The organism is Vibrio sp. LQ2 (assembly GCF_023920125.1).
GTDB classification, from domain to species: Bacteria; Pseudomonadota; Gammaproteobacteria; order Enterobacterales; family Vibrionaceae; genus Vibrio; species Vibrio fluvialis.
In genome coordinates this window covers 1,259,838-1,278,634 of sequence record NZ_CP085308.1, presented here as the reverse complement: position 1 = coordinate 1,278,634, position 18,797 = coordinate 1,259,838, and the positions used below count along the sequence as shown (strand labels likewise).

The window sequence follows — 18,797 nt, the reverse complement described above, 5'->3', positions numbered from 1 at the left end:
TGAGAGCTTGATGGATACACTATCCAAAATCGTGGTTTCAATAGGTGGGGAATGGGAAACACGCACATTTTAGTCGTTGATGATGACAAGGAAATCTGTGAGTTGTTGGATGAGTATCTGACTAAATCCGGATTCAGTGTATCAACGGTTTCCGATGGACGGGCTCTGGCGCAATACCTTGATCAGCAAGGTTATCCGGATCTTGTGCTGTTGGATGTGATGTTACCGGGCGATGATGGCTTCACGCTGTGCCAGAAGATTCGGCGTGATTCCAATGTACCGATCATCATGCTGACCGCTGTGTCGGATGAAACGGATCAAATCATTGGTTTGGAAATTGGTGCTGATGATTACATCGCTAAACCGTTTAGCCCACGCCAGTTGATGGCGCGCATTAAAGCACTGCTGCGCCGAGTACAGGTGAGCGAAGAGAAGCCTGAAGAACAAACGCCGACACACATTGTCTTTGGTGATTGGCGTCTGAATACGTTGACTCACCGCATCGCGCATTTGGAACGGGAAGAGGAGCATGAGTTGTCGGGCAGTGACTATGTGCTGCTGATGTTGTTTCTCAATCGCCCTAATGATGTGCTGGATCGTGACACCATTTCCTTTGCAACGCGCGGGCGTGAAGCCTTACCGTTTGAACGTGGTATTGATGTGCAGCTGAGCCGCCTGCGCCAACGACTTGGCGAAAGTGCGCAGTACCCGAACTACATCAAAACCATGCGCGGCAACGGCTATATTTTATCGGTTCCGGTTCAGTTCGAGTATTAACATGCCCATTCAGCGCGTATGGAAACGCATTAAGCCCACTTCGCTGGTGGCCCGAACTTTGTTGTTGACGCTGCTGGCGGTGATGTTGGCTCAGGGCGTTGCAACCTCGATTTGGTACAGCCAGTCCAAAGCCAATGAACTTGAAGGGATCCGCTCCGCCTCCGCCAGTATGGCGGGGATGTTTGCCTCAACGGTAACCTTTTTTCAGTCTCTGCCCGTTAAGTATCGTCATATCGTGCTCGACCAGATCCGTAATATGGGCGGCACGCGCTTTTTTGTTTCGTTTAACAAAGAGCAGCTCATTGTCGAACCGATTGAAGAGACCAGTCTGAAAGTCGCTTCGGTTGATGCGGTGCAGGAAGTGCTGCATCAAAAACTGACTAATGTCGGCAATATTCTGGTGGATTTCACCCGCCCGGAGAAGTTGCGCTTGCTGAAAAACGATATTTTTCTCAGCGATCTGCCGAAATCCTGGGCCTACCATACCCTGACGCTGGAACCACTTAATCCACCAGTGCTGGTGGTGCAGATAGAACTCGGTGAGCATGAGTGGATTTACGTCGCCGCGCTGCTACCCGCGCCCTATGTCAAACTTGATGACAATATTCTTGGTCGTGAGCAGATTTTGTTCCTGTTCTTCTCAACGACTATTTTGTTGCTGCTGACTTATCTGCTGATGCGACGTCAGGTTCGACCGTTGAAGAATCTGGCCCGCGCGGCGAATGACCTCAGCATGGATATTGCCCAGCGCCCGCTGCGCGAAGAAGGCGCGAGCGAACTGGTGACTGCAACCCGTGCTTTTAACCGTATGCAGCAGCGCATTCGCCGCTACGTGTCGGATCGCGAGCATCTCTTCGCTGCTATTTCGCACGATCTGAAAACGCCGATCACGCGTCTGCGATTGCGGGCTGAGCTGTTGGAAAGTGACGTCAAACGCGAGAAATTTAACCGCGATCTCGACGAGCTGGAAATGATGGTCAAAGGCGCGCTGCAATGTGTACGTGACACTGAGCTGCATGAAAATAACGACTATATCGATCTCAATGAGCTGATTCAGAATATCGCGGAAGGGTATAACTTCGAACGTGAAACTGTGCATTTTACCCCGGTGAACATTGAACCTTTGGTGGCGAAGCCGCTGGCGATGAAACGGGTACTGACCAATCTGATTGGTAATGGCGTCAAATATGGTGATGAAGTGACCGTCAGCATCAATGAGACCGCCGAGTGGGTGGTGATCACCATTCATGATCAGGGCCCCGGCATTCCGGAGAACAAACTGGAAGCGGTGTTTGAACCGTATTTCCGCTTGTCGGATGACGGCGAAGGGCATGGCCTTGGACTGGGTATCTGCCGCAATATTCTTCACGGCCACGGTGGCGATCTGATCATCAGCAATTCACTGCAAGGTGGTTTGATTGTCCAAGTCTTTATTCCACCGACCATCGAAGTGTGACGAATCACTTCGAAATGGGCTGTATCAAGCGTTCCTAACGTCAGCCTTGAATCATAAAACCGAGTTGGACCTAACCATGAAGCTATCAAAAACCTTACTCGCGGCCAGTTTACTGTTTTCTGCCTCGCTGGCTTATGGCGGCGAAGTGGAAGTTCTTCACTGGTGGACTTCCGGTGGCGAGGCGAAGTCCAACGCAGTACTCAAAGAGATGCTGGAAAAGCAAGGCCATACCTGGAAGGATTTTGCTGTCGCAGGGGGCGGGGGAGAAAGCGCAATGACGGTGCTCAAAACCCGGGCTGTTTCCGGCAATCCTCCGTCCGCTGCCCAGATAAAAGGGCATGATATTCAGGAGTGGGCGAGCTTGGGCTTTCTGACCAACCTGAATGATGTAGCTGAAGCCGGAGACTGGGATAACATCATCCCGCCGATGATCACCAATGTGATGAAATACAACCATGAATATGTGGCTGTGCCGGTGAACGTCCACCGGGTGAACTGGATTTGGGCAAACCCTGATGTGTTCAAAAAGTCTGGTGCGGATATCCCGAAAAATCTCGACGAGTTCTTTGCTGCGGCAGAGAAAATTAAAGCCGCTGGGTTTATTCCGCTCGCCTATGGTGGTCAGCCTTGGCAGGACGTCACGGTATTTGAAACCTTGGCGCTGGATATTCTGGGTGCGCAGGATTACGTCAAAGCATTTGTTGATCTGGATATGGCGACATTGTCGGGTGACAAGATGGTTCAAGTGTTCACCCGATTTAAACAACTGCACCGCTATATCGATGCGGCGGCGCCGGGGCGGGATTGGAACGTCGCTACTTCAATGGTGATTAATGGCCAAGCGGCGATGCAGATTATGGGTGACTGGGCAAAAGGTGAGTTCTCTGCGGCGGGAAAACAACCTGGCAAGGATTATCTCTGCCTGCCAGCACTCGGTACTGCCGGAGAGTTTATTTATAACGTCGACAGCTTTGTGTTTTTCGAACTGAGCGACAAAGAGAACATTGAAGCGCAGAAAGCGCTGGCAAAAACCATTCTGGATCCGGAATTTCAGGAGGTGTTTAACCTGAACAAAGGTTCGATTCCGGTTCGAACCGACATGGATATGTCAAAGTTTGACCAATGTGCGATAGATTCAATGCGCGAGTTTAAGTCTTCGGCGAAGACGGGGGCACTGGTGCCGAGCATGGCACACGGTATGGCAACCACAAGTTATGCTCAGGCAGCGATGTTTGACGTAGTCAGTAACTTCTTTAACGATAGCGATGCCGATCCGCATGAAGCAGCGCAGAAATTGGCAAAGGCAGTCAAAGCCGCCATGTAGTCTTGGTGAAAGTTGATGTATAAACGCGTGTCCTGCACAAAGAGGTTTCCATCTTAGCGAGAGGACAATTGTGGCTACTGGCACGTGATTTTTGGGCTAAAATTGTTGGTTGTTAACACATCATGGTGAACCCTTGATCTTTTTTGTCGATAGGGTTTACCACGATGGTTCCGGATTAAGTGCACTCTCCGCCAATACTCAGGTACTCGGGGGAGGCTTGGGTGAATAGCACGGGGGTGCGACTGAGTCAGCGAGTGGCTCAGAAGGAGGGTGCACTTACCTTTTTCAAAGTCCGCCACTAAATAACCAATCTGTCAATAGCATCTATAATTAAGCCACCTAGCCAATAAAAAGTGAACTTAGTTATGCGCTCAACCACAATTTCTCTCACTCTTGTCGCAACTCTCGTCTCACCACTGGCCTGGTCTGTGATCAATCAGGGGATTGATTTGACCGACCGTTACATCGTGGTTCTGAAGAATGATGTCTCACCCTCAAAAGCTGAAGAAGTTTTAGCCGCGATTGAGAACCAGAGAGGCGCAGTGCTGTTTCGCTACCAGAATGCGATTCAGGGTTTTGCGGTGCATATGCCGCTGACCGCGTTACAGGGACTACAACATCGCTTTCCGGATATTGATTACATTGAACCGGATATGCTGGTTCAGGCGATGCCCAGAGGTGGAAAACCAAGCAACGGCGGCGATACCGGATCGTCAACTGAGCCTCCTCAGGTAACCCCTTGGGGTGTAGCTTTCGTGGGAGGGCCAAGAACGCCTAACTCAGGCAACAAAGCATGGATTATCGACACGGGTATTGATACCAGCCATCCCGACTTAAATGTGGATGCCAGTCTGGGCATAAACTACGCGCGCGGCAAACCCAACCAAACATCCGATGGGAACGGACATGGCACCCATGTTGCGGGAACGATCGGTGCGATCAACAACCAAATTGATGTGGTCGGCATCGCCGCTGGCGTGACAGTCGTGCCAGTGCGAGTGCTGGATAACAGCGGCAGTGGCAGCATGTCGGGGGTGATTGCTGGTGTGGATTTTGTCGGCCAGCAGTGGACGGACGATAATGCGCATGCTGGTGACTGTGTCAACATGAGCTTGGGTGGTTCAGGCACTTCTCAAGCGCTGGACAGCGCGATAAATGATGTAGCTAGTAAAGGTATTATTTTCTCGATTGCGGCGGGGAACAATGGGACGGATATCTCCAACTACACGCCCGCGCAGGTGCAAAGAACTAATGTTTATACCATCGCAGCCATTGATAGCAGTTCCATTCCGCCATACTGGTCAAACTACAACACATCGGTAAGTTCATACACGGTCGGTGGCGTAACGATTCCGACTTACGTTGAATACGCCATGCCAGGGGTTAATATTGTGTCCACTCAGCTTGGGGGCGGAGTCACCAGCAAAAGCGGGACGTCGATGGCGGCTCCCCATTTCTGTGGCATGGTGTTGGCAGGGTTTGCACCAGATGAAGCCAACCAACTGATTGCGATTGGTGATAAAGAGTACGGCATATCAGGCGAGCAACAACAATAACTCAACTGATTCGAAAACGGGTGGAAACTGACCCAAACGCCATTTTCTCATGGGTCAATTTCCACCCATTTTTAAGGGTATGAATTGAAAGTCTTGTACTCATTTGCATGCTCAATAGTTGTAACTCTTTGTAAAATATAAAATGTTAACAGTTTGTAGCAAGTTGGCTTACTAATTGCTCCTACAGTTCATCCAGTACCCAGCGACGGGACTGATGAATCCAACCAAGGAGAATTATAATGTTAAAGCCTCTTACCCTGTTAACTGCCTCTATTCTTGCTGTCACTAGCTTCAATGCTGCTGCGAACAGTTGTGATCCGGGTGAAATCGTGATCAAGTTCAGCCACGTGACCAACACAGACAAACACCCGAAAGGGATTGCTGCCTCACTGCTGGAAAAGCGCGTTAACGAAGAGATGAACGGCAAAGCCTGTATGCAGGTGTTCCCTAACTCAACGCTGTACGATGATGACAAAGTACTGGAAGCATTGCTGAATGGCGACGTTCAACTGGCTGCTCCGTCTCTGTCTAAGTTTGAAAAATTCACCAAAAAGTTCCGCCTTTTCGACCTTCCGTTCCTTTTTGATGATGTTGATGCTGTAGACCGTTTCCAGAACTCTGATGCGGGTGAGAAGCTGAAAAATGCGATGAACCGTCGTGGCGTGAAAGGTCTGGAATTCTGGCACAACGGCATGAAACAGATTTCGGCCAACAAGCCAATTCTGGTGCCTGCAGACGCGAAAGGTCTGAAGTTCCGCGTTCAGGCGTCGGATGTGCTGGTTGCTCAGTTCGAACAGTTGGGTGCAAACCCACAGAAAATGTCGTTTGCAGAAGTGTATGGCGGCCTGCAGACCAAAGTTATCGATGGACAGGAAAACACTTGGTCGAACATCTACGGTCAGAAGTTCTTTGAAGTACAGGACGGCATTACTGAAACCAACCACGGTATCCTGGATTACCTGGTGGTTACGTCAACCAAGTGGTGGGACGGCCTGCCAGCAGACGTGCGTGACCAGCTGGCGACGATTCTGAAGGAAGTCACCGAAACTCGTAACGCGGAATCCAACAAAGTGGAAGAGCAGAACAAGCAATACGTCATCGAAGCGGGTGGTGTGGTGCGTGAACTGACTCCTGAGCAGCGCCAGCTTTGGGTTGATGCTCTGAAACCAGTGTGGAAGAAATTCGAGAAAGACATCGGTTCAGACTTGATCGAAGCCGCTCTAGCTTCGAACAACAAGTAACAGAAGTGGGCCTCATTGTATCGGGCAATGAGGCCATTTCTCACCATAATTAAAGCCTTATAGAGCGATGTATCACATGGAACAGTCATTCTTTTCTAAAGTCGGCAACTGGACCGATAAGGTCGAAGAGACGTTAATCGCCTTCTTCCTCGGTGCAATGACGTTGTTAACTTTCGTCAACGTTATTATGCGTTATCTATTCAACGACAATATTCTTTGGGCCCTTGAGCTTACCGTTTTCATGTTCGCATGGATGGTGCTGGTGGGCGCGTCCTACGGCGTGAAAAAGCACTTCCACATCGGCGTCGATGTGATGATTAACCTCGCGCCAGAGGGCGGGCGCAAGTTGCTGGCACTGTTTGCGGTGGGTTGTTGTCTTGCTTTCTCTATTCTGCTGCTGATTGGCTCCTGGAATTACTGGTATCCGTTTGTTAGCGAGCGTGCCTGGTACGAAACGGACGATATTCCGATGCCGGACATGTTGCAGTTTTTAGCCGATTGGTTTAACGAGGGTGAAGCTTACGAAAAAATGCCGCGCTTCATTCCTTATATGGCGCTGCCGTTGGGTATGGCGCTGCTGACTTTCCGTTTTCTGCAAGTGGGTTATCAGGTGCTGACGGGCGAACTGGACCGCATCATTGCGGGTCACGAAGCAGAAGAAGATCTTGAAGCACTGAAAGAAGAGCTGAAAGGTGCGGGTGAAGCCATGATGGCAACGCCTGAATCGCGAGACAACGGTAAGGAGAAGTAAACCATGGCGATTTTGCTGTTATTTTTGATGGTGGTTGGCTTCATGCTTGCGGGCGTGCCGATCGCGGTTTCACTGGGTCTGTCCAGTATTCTGTTTCTGATGTGGCACTCTGAAGCTTCACTGGCTTCGGTGGCACAAACCCTGTTTAACGCCTTTGAAGGGCACTACACACTGCTGGCCATCCCTTTCTTCATTCTTGCATCCAGCTTTATGTCTACCGGTGGTGTGGCAAAACGTATTATCCGCTTTGCGATTGCTATGGTGGGTTGGTTCCGTGGTGGTTTGGCGGTCGCTTCAGTCGTCGCATGTATGATGTTCGCGGCACTGTCGGGTTCTTCACCGGCCACTGTGGTGGCGATCGGTAGTATTGTTATCGCGGGGATGGTGAAAAATGGCTACACCAAAGAATTCGCAGCAGGCGTGATTTGTAACGCGGGTACGCTGGGTATTCTGATTCCGCCCTCGATTGTGATGGTGGTCTACTCGGCGGCAACCAACGTGTCGGTTGGCCGTATGTTCCTCGGCGGCGTGATTCCGGGCCTGCTGGCGGGTCTGATGCTGATCATCGCGATTTACATTACTGCCCGTGTAAAAAATCTGCCTAAACAACCGTTTGTTGGATGGAAAGAGGCGATGGCGGCCGCGAAAGATGCGAGCTGGGGTTTGCTGCTGGTTGTCATCATTCTGGGGGGTATTTACGGTGGTATCTTTACGCCAACCGAAGCGGCAGCGGTCGCGGCGGTGTACTCATTCCTGATCGCCAACTTTATCTACCGCGACATGGGACCGTTTGCCGACAAGACCAACACCAAACCAGCGATCGTCAAAGTGTTTGAGTCGCTCATTCACAAAGATACCAAAGCCACGTTGTTTGATGCCGGTAAGCTGACCATCATGCTGCTGTTCATCATCGCCAACGCGCTGATTCTGAAACACGTACTGACTGAAGAACGCGTACCACAGATGATCACGGAATCGATGCTGTCGGCAGGCTTAGGCCCGATTACCTTCCTGATCGTGGTGAACGTGTTGCTGCTGATTGGTGGCCAGTTTATGGAGCCATCAGGCCTGCTGATCATCGTGGCACCGTTGGTCTTCCCAATCGCAATCGCTCTGGGCATCGACCCGATTCACCTTGGCATCATGATGGTGGTGAACATGGAGATCGGCATGATAACTCCGCCGGTCGGGCTCAACTTGTTTGTGACCGCCGGGGTGGCGAAGATGTCGATGATGAACGTGGTCAAGGCGGCTCTGCCATGGGTTGGCGTTATGTTCCTGTTCCTCATCATCGTGACGTACGTGCCATGGGTATCAACCTGGTTACCGACTATGCTGATGGGGCCGGAAATCATTACCAAATAACAGCATGTTGCTGTGATTTAAGAAAAGTCAGACTACCTCTCTCACAGGCTTGCTCGGGTTTCTACGTGAATCCGCCAAGCCTGTTCTTCGTTCATAGAAGCGCCATTTGATTTGTTTTACCCGCCGATCGACGCTGACGCGTTGTTCTTCACAATACACGCCGTCGATCAGTATTGTTTCTGTTACACAGGGTAAGCGAAGTTTCCTGCTCATTTCCTACATCCTTGTTGCACAGAGGCCCATCAAGTTTATACGAGCAAGGAAGGGAAAAAGGGCAGGTATGCTCAGGCTTTGTACATATCTTTATCAATGCGGTATTTCTGCATTTTGTCGTACAGCGTTTTGCGCGGGATCGCCAACACTTCCATGGTGTGTTTGATACTGCCATTGCACTCGACCAGGGCTTTTTCGATGGCGACTTTTTCAAATTCAGCCACCTGATCTGCCAGGCTGAGCGAAGCAGCGGCAGGGGCGTCATCCAACTGAGCGAGTTTGCCCAACAGTACAAAACGCTCCGCGACATTGCGCAGTTCTCGCACATTTCCCGGCCAGTCATGATTCATCAGCGTCTGTAAATCCTGGCTGGCAAGCGATGTGGCGGCTTTGCCATAGCGTGCCGCAGCCACAAGGAGAAAATGATGGAATAGCGTTGGAATGTCCTCTTTACGTTCACGCAGTGGTGGTAAATCGAGCGTGACGATGTTGAGACGATAGTAAAGATCCTGACGAAAAGTGCCTTCCATCGCCGCTTGTCTCAGATCGACTTTGGTGGCGGCAATCACACGAATATTGAGAGGAATCAGTTCGTTCGAACCGACCCGTTCAATGACGCGCTCTTGCAGCACACGCAGTAAACGGATTTGTGCTTGCATTGGCATCGATTCGATTTCATCAAGGAACAGTGTGCCGCCCTGTGCATGTTCAAACTTACCGATGCGTTTGGCATCGGCACCGGTAAATGCACCTTTCTCATGACCATAAAGTTCACTTTCAATCAGGTTTTCCGGTACCGCGCCGCAGTTCACGGCGACAAAATTCTGCTCACGGCGCGAGCTCTGTTCATGCAGAGAACGGGCGATCAATTCCTTACCCGTACCTGTTTCGCCAAACAGCAGAATGTCAGCATCGGTATCGGCGATATGGGCGATGGTGTCACGCAACTCCTGAATGCTGGCGGTTTCACCAATGATGCGGGGGCCTAGTGTCTGACTGGCTTTCAGACTGCGTTTGAGCTGCTGGTTTTCCAGCATCAACTTGCGTTTTTCCATCGCCCGGCTGACGGTTTCCATCAAACGCTCCGGGGCAAAGGGCTTTTCGATGAAGTCATACGCACCATCGTGCATCGCCTGTACGGCCATCGAAATATCGCCGTGCCCTGTGATGAGGATGACAGGGACATCCGCATCCTGATGACGAATGGTGGACAGCAGATTCTGGCCACTCAACCCGGGCAGACAGATGTCAGTCACCACGACCAAAGGCAAACCATCCTGCTTTATCGCCAATAAGGCCTCTTCTGCGCTGGCAAAAAAGCGTGCGTTGATCTCAGCCAGTTCGAAGCTTTGTTCAATGGCGATGCGAATATCGGACTCATCATCGATAAAAAAAACGTCGCACATACTACTTTCCTTGCATTATTTCTGTTGCCGGCGCGGTCAATGGAGGCAAATGAATGGTAAAGCGCGCGCCGCCGAGTGGCGAAACCGATGCAGTCAGGTCGCCATTCATACTTTGTATAATTTGTTGGGAAATGGACAAGCCCAGTCCCAGACCATTTTGTTTGGTGGTGAAAAACGGTTCGAACAGATGCGCCATTTTATCCTGGCCAATGCCCGGGCCATTATCGTCGACATGAATCAATGTGCCATCGCTATCACTGAGTAATGTCATGGCCACTTTACGCGACTCTTGGCCATCAAGCGCCTGCATCGCGTTGGTCAGCAGATTGATCAGTACTTGTTCCAACTGAATCGGGTTGACGCTGGCCCACACAGGTTCCTGCGGCGTCTGAATGTTGAGCTCGATATAGTGCGACTTAAACTGTGGCTGCATCAGTTCTTTGGCATACACCACAATCGGATAGATCTGAACGTCCGCTTTCTCATCGCTGCTACTTTTGCGCGCAAAAGACTTAAGCTGCTCACTGATTTTGGCCATACGTTCAGTCAGGGCTGAGATGCGGGCAAGGTTCTCGTCTGTACGTTCTGATTTGCCATTGGCAAGAAAACGTCGGCCGTTATCAGCAAAACTGCGAATTGCGGCCAACGGATTATTCAGTTCATGGCTGATACTGGCGGACATCTGACCGAGTACCGCCAGTTTGGCCGCCTGAATCAACTCATTTTGTGTTTGGCGCAATGCCTGTTCAGTGCGAATTCGCTCGTCAATTTCGGCGTGCAGTTTGGCGGTACGTTCCATCACCAGGAATTCCAGCTTTTGTTTGGCTTCCACTTGCAACTGTTCGATCTGGCGCTGACGAACCTGGCGATGATGGGCGAGCAGTATCGCCAGATAAACGATGGCAAATACCATGGTCAGGATCATGACAAAGCCGAATACATCCCAAAATACGTTCATCTTCGGAGAGAGTACCCGAATAGTCAGATCGGGCATACTGAGTTGGCGACTGGACACAATAAAGTCGCCCTTAATCCAGCCCATTCGATGATTGAACCACTCGGTTTCCTGCGCGGAAAAATCGCCAGTGAGTCCGAGCGAGGCGATAGGTTTGTCGAGGTATTGCAAACTGCTGCGAATTTGATCCCGGGTGGTATCACTCAGATTACCGACGCTTTTAAATAGCCATGAGGGTTGGCTGGACATAAACACCACCTGATTGGTGTCGGTGGCGACAAAATAACTGCTCTGGCTTTGCCAGTTCTCCTCGATAGCGGACAGATCCATTTTGACGACCACGACCCCGAGAATTTCTGCCGCGTAAACTACTGGGTAGGCGTAATAATAGCCGCGCTGACCGGAAGTCGAACCGAGGGCAAAGTACTGGCTGTCAGCCCCCGCTATCGACTGATAGAAGTAGGGGCGCCAAGCAAAGTTACGACCGATAAAGGAACGGTCTAAGTTCCAGTTACTGGCGGCGAGCGTATTACCGTATTGATCGAGCAGATAGGTGTCCGCGGCCTGAATCACATCGTTCACTTGTTCCAGATAGCGGTTCGTTACTTCGATTTGCGCCGTGTTGGCCGGATGCAGCAGAGCGTCAACCAATTCCTTATCTTTAGAAAGCAGGCGCGGGATGTGGGCGTATTTGTCCAGCTTCGCGGTAATCAGGCTGGAGAACTTATCCAACTGAGATTGATGATCGAGCAACAAACTCTGATATTGATAACGCCAAACCAGATGCGCCGACATGGCCGTGACGACGACAAAGACAATAAAAAACAGTACGCTAAGCCTGCGAATCGACCACATCCTGATCTCTCAACTCATCCAAATCCCTGACACCGCTTCATGATACTGGGAGTTCCGCTTGCCGTGCTTAAAAAGATGACAAAATGAGAGTGCAAAACAAGAGCAAGATCTCTTTTTGAGCTTTTGAGGAAAAAAAAGCCTCGATTCCCTTGAAAAAGCCTATATTGTCCCCATTTCAGAGCCATCGACACTTTGTGTTTGGTGGATTTTTTAGCACTTGGTTGAGTTTTTAGGACATTGACCTTTCCCTGACGGGGGATTAGCTCGACAGCGAATCCTCAGGTCGGTAGAATGTTGCGTCTAAATTTTTGTCCTGAGACTAATCAGAGATACCTTTCTTCGGCCAAAATCGTCAAAGATATCACTCATTAGTCCGGTATTCAGGCCGACTGAGCTTTTGAATATCGATGCTCAATATTTACAGTTAAGTGCTCTTTTGAGTGCAACACAAGGATGCAGCCGAAACCTGGTTTTGGCTCATGACGCTCAGGAACCCTGAGCCAGTTTTGAGGTTTATAAACAATGCAAGTTACTGTTGAAACGCTAGAAGGCCTAGAGCGCCGTCTGAATATTACTGTTCCAGCTGCAAACATCGAAGATGCAGTGTCAGCTGAACTACGCAACATCGCGAAAAACCGTCGTTTCGATGGTTTCCGCAAAGGCAAAGTGCCAATGAAGATGGTTGCTAAGATGTACGGCAAAGCAGTGCGTCAAGATGTTCTTGGTGAAGTTATGCAACGTCACTTCATCGAAGCTATCGTAAAAGAAAAGATCAACCCAGCTGGCGCACCAACGTTCGCACCAGTAGAAGTGAAAGAAGGCGCAGATCTAGTCTTTACAGCAACTTTCGAAGTTTACCCAGAAGTTGAACTGAAAGGTCTGGAAAACATCACTGTTGAAAAACCAGCTGCAGAAATCACTGAAGCAGACGTAGCTGAGATGCTGGAAACTCTGCGTAAGCAACAAGCGACTTGGAAAGAAGTTGATGAAGCTGCAGAAGAAGGCAAACGCGTTTCTATCGACTTCGTTGGTTCTATCGACGGTGTTGAGTTCGAAGGCGGTAAAGCTGAGAACTTCCCTCTGGAAATGGGCGCAGGCCGCATGATCCCAGGTTTTGAAGACGGTATCGTGGGTAAAACCAAAGGTATGGAATTCGAAATCGAAGTGACTTTCCCAGAAGATTACCACGCTGAAAACCTGAAAGGTAAAGCGGCGAAATTCGCAATCAAAGTAAACAAAGTAGAAGCTCGTGAACTGCCAGAACTGAACGACGAGTTCGTTGCTAAGTTCGGTGTTGCTGAAGGCGGCGTAGACGCACTGAAAGCAGAAGTTCGTAAGAACATGGATCGCGAACTGAAGCAAGCAATCAAAGCGCGTATCAAAGAGCAAGCGATTGAAGGTCTGGTAAAAGAGAACGACATCGACGTTCCTTCTGCACTGATCGACCAAGAGATCAACGTTCTGCGTCAGCAAGCGGCACAACGTTTCGGCGGTAACATGGAAGCAGCTAGCCAGCTGCCACGTGAACTATTCGAAGAGCAAGCAAAACGCCGTGTAGTTGTTGGCCTTCTGCTGGGTGAAGTGATCAAAGCTGAAGAACTGAAAGCGGATGAAGAGAAAGTTAAAGCGCTGATCGAAGAGATGGCGACTGCTTACGAAGATCCAACTGAAGTGATTGCTTACTACGAGCAAAACGAGCAAATGATGAACAATATGCGTAACGTTGCTCTTGAAGAGCAAGCGATCGACGCGATCATTGCTAAAGCGCAAGTAACTGAGAAAGCCATTAGCTTCAACGAGCTAATGAACCCACAAGTTGCTGCTTAATAAGCAAGTTGTAACGTAGAAAGGTTGACGACACGTCGCCTATTCTGCTAACAATGGTCCGTGTGATTACCCATCATCCGGGCCATTTATTTTAGGGACATAAGACTATGAGCTACCAAGAAAAAAATGCAATGTCGCCAATCATTGACGCGCTAGTACCCATGGTGGTGGAACAAACTTCTCGTGGTGAGCGTTCTTACGACATCTATTCTCGCTTGTTAAAAGACCGCGTGATTTTTTTAACGGGGCAAGTAGAAGATCACATGGCAAACCTTGTCGTGGCTCAGCTGCTTTTCTTAGAATCTGAAAACCCTGATAAAGATATTTTCCTGTACATCAACTCTCCGGGTGGCAGTGTGACTGCGGGTATGTCGATTTACGACACCATGCAGTTCATCAAACCAAACGTGAGCACACTGTGTATCGGACAAGCTTGTTCAATGGGCGCATTCCTGCTGGCTGGTGGTGCACCAGGTAAGCGTTATGTTCTGCCTAACTCACGTGTCATGATTCACCAGCCTCTGGGCGGTTTCCAAGGCCAGGCATCAGACATTCAGATCCATGCTCAGGAAATCCTGACCATCAAAAACAAGCTGAATCGCTTGTTGGCAGACCACACAGGTCAGCCTCTTGATGTGATCGAACGTGATACCGACCGAGACAATTTTATGTCGGCACAACAAGCAGTAGACTATGGTCTGGTGGACGGACTTTTGACCCATCGCGGCGAGTAATCGAGCGGGAATTGTTTAACGCAATTTGGTTCAAATTGTTATACACTCAAACCATAACGAGTAAAGGCTAAGAGGTTAGCGAATGACAGACAAAAGCAAAGAGGGTGGTAGTAGTAAACTGCTGTACTGCTCTTTCTGTGGCAAAAGCCAGCACGAAGTTCGCAAGCTAATCGCAGGTCCATCTGTTTACATTTGTGACGAATGCGTCGACTTATGTAACGACATTATCCGTGAAGAAATCAAAGATGTTTTACCGAAGAAAGAGTCTTCGGCACTGCCGACGCCACGTCAGATTCGTGAGCATCTTGATGACTATGTGATTGGCCAAGAACACGCGAAAAAAGTGCTCGCGGTTGCAGTATATAACCACTACAAGCGTTTACGTAACGGTGATACAACGAGTGAAGGTGTGGAACTGGGTAAGAGTAATATTCTTCTTATCGGTCCAACGGGTAGTGGTAAAACACTGCTGGCGGAAACACTGGCTCGTTTCCTTGACGTACCGTTCACAATGGCGGACGCGACTACACTAACTGAAGCTGGTTATGTGGGTGAAGATGTAGAAAACATCATCCAGAAACTGCTACAGAAGTGTGACTATGACGTCGCAAAAGCTGAACGTGGTATTGTCTACATCGATGAAATCGATAAGATTTCCCGTAAAGCTGAAAACCCGTCGATCACGCGTGACGTGTCAGGCGAAGGGGTTCAACAAGCGCTTTTGAAACTGGTTGAAGGCACAGTGGCTTCTGTACCACCACAAGGTGGCCGTAAGCACCCTCAACAAGAGTTTCTACAGGTAGATACTTCTAAGATCCTCTTTATCTGTGGCGGTGCATTCGCTGGCTTGGATAAAGTGATTGAACAACGTGTCGCAACTGGTACTGGTATCGGTTTCGGCGCAGAAGTTCGTTCAAAAGACGAAAGCAAATCACTGAGTGAACTGTTTACTCAAGTGGAACCAGAAGATTTGGTGAAATACGGTTTGATCCCGGAATTCATCGGTCGTCTGCCTGTGACAGCAACACTGACAGAACTCGACGAAGAAGCTCTGATTCAGATTCTGTGCGAACCTAAGAATGCATTGACCAAGCAGTATGCGGCTCTGTTTGAGCTGGAAAATGTAGATCTCGAGTTCCGTGAAGATGCACTTCGCGCTATCGCAGCACGCGCTATGAAGCGCAAAACAGGGGCTCGTGGCCTACGTTCGATTCTTGAGAACGTATTGCTTGAGACCATGTACGAACTGCCTTCAATGACTGAAGTAGAGAAAGTGGTGATTGACGAATCCGTGATTAACGGTGAGTCAGAACCACTGCTGATTTACACCGGAAGTGAAAGTCAGGCCGCTGGCGCTGAGTAAAACAGAATGTTAAAACATAAAAGGAGGTATTTAATACCTCCTTTTTTTTATTCTGTCATTGAATCCAGTTAGTTAGCCCCCATATACTGCGATATATAGAAAAGCGGAAGAGAGATAAATATGAACTTGGAACGTTCCGAGCGTATCGAGATCCCTGTACTACCTCTGCGCGATGTGGTGGTGTATCCACATATGGTAATTCCTCTGTTTGTTGGTCGTGAAAAGTCGATTCAATGCCTAGAAGCAGCGATGGACAACAACAAACAGGTTCTTCTGGTCGCGCAAAAACAGCCGGAAACCGACGAACCGAAAATCACCGATCTATTTGATGTCGGTACAGTTGCAACCATCCTCCAGCTACTGAAACTGCCAGATGGCACTGTGAAAGTGCTTGTTGAAGGTCAGCAGCGCGCAAAAATTAACCAATTCCATGAAGGCGAGTTTTTCTCAGCAGAAGCTGAGTACCTGCTTACGCCTGAACTTGATGAAAAAGAGCAAGAAGTGATTGTTCGCAGCGCGATCAATCAGTTCGAAGGCTTCATCAAACTGAACAAGAAAATTCCACCGGAAGTGCTGACGTCTCTGAACGGTATCGATGAGGCGGCGCGCCTTGCCGATACCATCGCAGCACACATGCCTTTGAAACTCATCGACAAGCAAAAAGTGCTGGAAATTTTGGACGTCTCTGAGCGTTTGGAATTCTTGATGGGCCAGATGGAATCTGAAATCGATCTGTTGCAAGTTGAGAAGCGCATTCGCAACCGTGTGAAAAAGCAGATGGAGAAATCTCAGCGCGAGTACTATCTGAATGAGCAAATGAAGGCGATTCAGAAAGAGCTGGGTGAGATGGATGATGCGCCGGATGAGTTCGAAGCGCTGAAACAGAAAATCGAAGAATCGAAGATGCCGAAAGAGGCTCGCGAGAAAACTGAACAGGAACTGCAAAAGCTGAAGATGATGTCTCCGATGTCAGCAGAAGCAACGGTTGTGCGCAGCTATATCGATTGGATGGTCAGCGTGCCTTGGAACAAACGTTCCAAAGTGAAAAAAGATCTCTCGAAAGCAGAAGAGATCCTCAATGCCGATCATTACGGCCTAGAGCGCGTGAAAGAACGTATTCTTGAATATCTCGCAGTACAAAGCCGCATCAATAAGCTGAAAGGTCCTATCCTGTGCTTGGTTGGCCCTCCAGGTGTAGGTAAAACCTCGCTGGGCCGCTCAATTGCGGCGGCAACGGGTCGTAAATACGTACGTATGGCGCTGGGCGGTGTACGTGATGAAGCGGAAATCCGCGGTCACCGTCGTACGTACATTGGCTCGCTGCCAGGTAAACTGATTCAGAAAATGGCGAAAGTTGGGGTGAAAAACCCACTGTTCCTGTTGGATGAAATCGACAAGATGTCGTCTGATATGCGTGGCGATCCAGCTTCTGCACTGTTGGAAGTGCTTGACCCAGAGCAGAACAACTCGTTTAACGACCACTACCTAGAAGTGGACTACGATTTGTCGGATGTCATGTTTGTTGCTACCTCAAACTCAATGAACATTCCAGGCCCATTGCTAGACCGTATGGAAGTGATTCGTTTGTCGGGTTACACCGAAGATGAGAAACTGAACATCGCGAAACGTCACTTGGTGAATAAACAGATCGAACGCAATGGCCTGAAACCAAGCGAGATCGTGATCGAGGATTCAGCCATCATTGGCATTATTCGTTACTACACGCGCGAAGCGGGTGTGCGTAGCCTGGAGCGTGAAATCTCTAAGATCTGCCGCAAAGCCGTGAAGAAAATTCTGCTGAACGGTGGCACGAAAACGGTCACTGTGAATCAGGAAAACTTGAAAGAGTTTCTGGGCGTGCAACGTTTTGATTTTGGTAAGGCGGATGAATTCAACCGAATCGGTCAAGTTACTGGTCTTGCTTGGACCGAAGTGGGCGGTGATTTGCTGACCATCGAAACACAGTCTATGCTAGGTAAAGGTAAGCTGACTCAAACAGGTTCACTGGGCGATGTCATGCAGGAATCGATTCAGGCGGCCATGACTGTGGTACGTTCTCGGGCCGAGAAACTGGGTATTAACCCGGATTTCTACGAGAAACGTGATATCCACGTGCACGTACCTGAAGGGGCTACACCAAAAGATGGGCCAAGTGCGGGTACGGCAATGTGTACAGCGTTGGTTTCTTGTCTGACGGGTAACCCGGTTAAAGCAGAAGTGGCGATGACGGGCGAAATCACACTACGTGGTGAAGTTCTGCCTATCGGTGGCCTAAAAGAGAAATTGCTGGCTGCACATCGTGGTGGTATCAAAACCGTACTGATTCCAAAGGACAACGAACGTGATCTGGAAGAGATTCCACAGAATGTGATTGCAGATCTGAAAGTTATTCCAGTTCGCTGGATTGACGAAGTACTCAAGGTTGCACTTGAAAATGACCCGACTGGTGTCGAGTTTGACGCTAAAAAATAGTGATGTGCAGCAAAAATAAGTAAAAGTTTACGCTGATAGGTCGAAAAAGGCTTGTCAGCGTTTTTTTTGGGCGCTAACGTTACTCACTAGGCCTTCAGCCCAGTTGTAACAAGGCTTTAGACCAGTTTTTAACATTAATGGAACGAAATAGGCACCGAACAAAATAATAATTGGTGACCGAAGGGGAATTCACAGTGAATAAGACACAATTAGTAGAACAAATCGCAGCTAACGCTGATATCTCTAAAGCTTCAGCTGGTCGTGCACTAGATGCATTCATTGAAGCAGTGAGCGACACGCTTCAATCTGGTGATCAGGTGGCTCTAGTTGGCTTTGGTACATTTGCAGTACGTACTCGCGCAGCTCGCACAGGCCGTAACCCTAAGACTGGTGAAGAAATCCAAATCGCAGAAGCAAAAGTTCCTGCGTTCAAAGCAGGCAAAGCTCTTAAAGACGCTTGTAACTAATCAGAATTATCCTTTTGCCCCTTTCAGGCAAAATT

14 protein-coding genes are annotated in these 18,797 nt (G+C 49.3%); 12 read left to right on the top strand and 2 right to left on the bottom strand.

Going from position 1 to position 18,797, the window contains the following annotated elements; all coding sequences use genetic code 11:
- Window positions 1-51 precede the first annotated feature (51 nt).
- The 7 genes from LGV68_RS05975 to LGV68_RS05945 all read left to right on the top strand — a co-directional run bounded on the left by LGV68_RS05975 (window position 52) and on the right by LGV68_RS05945 (window position 8,470).
- Window positions 52-777 (top strand): response regulator transcription factor, encoded by a 726-nt coding sequence (locus LGV68_RS05975; RefSeq protein ID WP_020327837.1) that lies wholly within the window; start codon window positions 52-54, stop codon window positions 775-777.
- Between the two features lies 1 nt (window position 778).
- The gene (locus tag LGV68_RS05970) at window positions 779-2,233 is read left to right on the top strand and encodes an ATP-binding protein (protein WP_020327836.1); all 1,455 of its coding nucleotides are present in this window, start codon (window positions 779-781) and stop codon (window positions 2,231-2,233) included.
- Between the two features lie 76 nt (window positions 2,234-2,309).
- Window positions 2,310-3,557 carry an ABC transporter substrate-binding protein gene (locus tag LGV68_RS05965; RefSeq protein ID WP_075988721.1) on the top strand — a complete coding sequence of 416 codons (1,248 nt, stop codon included), beginning with the start codon at window positions 2,310-2,312 and terminating at the stop codon, window positions 3,555-3,557.
- A gap of 365 nt (window positions 3,558-3,922) precedes the next feature.
- On the top strand, window positions 3,923-5,113 hold the full coding sequence (locus LGV68_RS05960) for a S8 family serine peptidase (protein WP_252536381.1): 1,191 nt from the start codon (window positions 3,923-3,925) through the stop codon (window positions 5,111-5,113).
- Window positions 5,114-5,352: 239 nt separating this feature from the next.
- Window positions 5,353-6,354 carry a TRAP transporter substrate-binding protein gene (locus LGV68_RS05955; protein ID WP_032081811.1) on the top strand — a complete coding sequence of 334 codons (1,002 nt, stop codon included), beginning with the start codon at window positions 5,353-5,355 and terminating at the stop codon, window positions 6,352-6,354.
- A 76-nt stretch (window positions 6,355-6,430) separates the two neighbouring features.
- Window positions 6,431-7,105 carry a TRAP transporter small permease gene (locus LGV68_RS05950; protein WP_020327832.1) on the top strand — a complete coding sequence of 225 codons (675 nt, stop codon included), beginning with the start codon at window positions 6,431-6,433 and terminating at the stop codon, window positions 7,103-7,105.
- A gap of 3 nt (window positions 7,106-7,108) precedes the next feature.
- The gene (locus LGV68_RS05945; protein WP_020429982.1) at window positions 7,109-8,470 is read left to right on the top strand and encodes a TRAP transporter large permease; all 1,362 of its coding nucleotides are present in this window, start codon (window positions 7,109-7,111) and stop codon (window positions 8,468-8,470) included.
- A 284-nt stretch (window positions 8,471-8,754) separates the two neighbouring features.
- Here LGV68_RS05945 and LGV68_RS05940 read toward each other — a convergent pair whose 3' ends face one another.
- Together LGV68_RS05940 and LGV68_RS05935 are read right to left on the bottom strand one after the other, a co-directional pair.
- Window positions 8,755-10,089, bottom strand: coding sequence for a sigma-54 dependent transcriptional regulator (locus LGV68_RS05940; protein ID WP_222805180.1), 1,335 nt, complete (start codon window positions 10,087-10,089; stop codon window positions 8,755-8,757).
- Between the two features lies 1 nt (window position 10,090).
- Complete coding sequence (locus tag LGV68_RS05935) at window positions 10,091-11,899, bottom strand: ATP-binding protein (protein WP_061056679.1); 1,809 nt, start codon at window positions 11,897-11,899, stop codon at window positions 10,091-10,093.
- A gap of 522 nt (window positions 11,900-12,421) precedes the next feature.
- Between LGV68_RS05935 and tig the strand changes: the two genes are divergently transcribed.
- The 5 genes from tig (at window position 12,422) to LGV68_RS05910 (ending at window position 18,762) form a co-directional block, all read left to right on the top strand.
- Entirely contained in the window at window positions 12,422-13,726 is a 1,305-nt protein-coding gene (gene tig / locus LGV68_RS05930; RefSeq protein WP_020429988.1) for a trigger factor, read from the top strand.
- Between the two features lie 107 nt (window positions 13,727-13,833).
- Window positions 13,834-14,460: an ATP-dependent Clp endopeptidase proteolytic subunit ClpP gene (gene clpP / locus LGV68_RS05925; RefSeq protein WP_020327827.1), complete on the top strand. Its 627-nt coding sequence runs from the start codon at window positions 13,834-13,836 to the stop codon at window positions 14,458-14,460.
- 82 nt (window positions 14,461-14,542) lie between these two features.
- Entirely contained in the window at window positions 14,543-15,823 is a 1,281-nt protein-coding gene (clpX, locus tag LGV68_RS05920) for an ATP-dependent protease ATP-binding subunit ClpX (protein ID WP_020429992.1), read from the top strand.
- A 120-nt stretch (window positions 15,824-15,943) separates the two neighbouring features.
- The gene (gene lon / locus LGV68_RS05915) at window positions 15,944-18,295 is read left to right on the top strand and encodes an endopeptidase La (RefSeq protein ID WP_252536380.1); all 2,352 of its coding nucleotides are present in this window, start codon (window positions 15,944-15,946) and stop codon (window positions 18,293-18,295) included.
- 194 nt (window positions 18,296-18,489) lie between these two features.
- On the top strand, window positions 18,490-18,762 hold the full coding sequence (locus LGV68_RS05910; protein ID WP_004726502.1) for an HU family DNA-binding protein: 273 nt from the start codon (window positions 18,490-18,492) through the stop codon (window positions 18,760-18,762).
- Window positions 18,763-18,797: the final 35 nt, after the last annotated feature.

Coding starts and splice junctions, on each gene's coding strand:
- LGV68_RS05940 (WP_222805180.1), bottom strand. CDS start 10,089: ATGTGCGACGTTTTTTTTATCGATGATGAGTCCGATATTCGCATCGCC.
- LGV68_RS05935 (WP_061056679.1), bottom strand. CDS start 11,899: ATGTGGTCGATTCGCAGGCTTAGCGTACTGTTTTTTATTGTCTTTGTC.
- LGV68_RS05945 (WP_020429982.1), top strand. CDS start 7,109: ATGGCGATTTTGCTGTTATTTTTGATGGTGGTTGGCTTCATGCTTGCG.
- LGV68_RS05955 (WP_032081811.1), top strand. CDS start 5,353: ATGTTAAAGCCTCTTACCCTGTTAACTGCCTCTATTCTTGCTGTCACT.
- LGV68_RS05960 (WP_252536381.1), top strand. CDS start 3,923: ATGCGCTCAACCACAATTTCTCTCACTCTTGTCGCAACTCTCGTCTCA.
- LGV68_RS05970 (WP_020327836.1), top strand. CDS start 779: ATGCCCATTCAGCGCGTATGGAAACGCATTAAGCCCACTTCGCTGGTG.
- LGV68_RS05950 (WP_020327832.1), top strand. CDS start 6,431: ATGGAACAGTCATTCTTTTCTAAAGTCGGCAACTGGACCGATAAGGTC.
- clpX (WP_020429992.1), top strand. CDS start 14,543: ATGACAGACAAAAGCAAAGAGGGTGGTAGTAGTAAACTGCTGTACTGC.
- clpP (WP_020327827.1), top strand. CDS start 13,834: ATGAGCTACCAAGAAAAAAATGCAATGTCGCCAATCATTGACGCGCTA.
- lon (WP_252536380.1), top strand. CDS start 15,944: ATGAACTTGGAACGTTCCGAGCGTATCGAGATCCCTGTACTACCTCTG.
- LGV68_RS05975 (WP_020327837.1), top strand. CDS start 52: ATGGGAAACACGCACATTTTAGTCGTTGATGATGACAAGGAAATCTGT.
- LGV68_RS05965 (WP_075988721.1), top strand. CDS start 2,310: ATGAAGCTATCAAAAACCTTACTCGCGGCCAGTTTACTGTTTTCTGCC.
- tig (WP_020429988.1), top strand. CDS start 12,422: ATGCAAGTTACTGTTGAAACGCTAGAAGGCCTAGAGCGCCGTCTGAAT.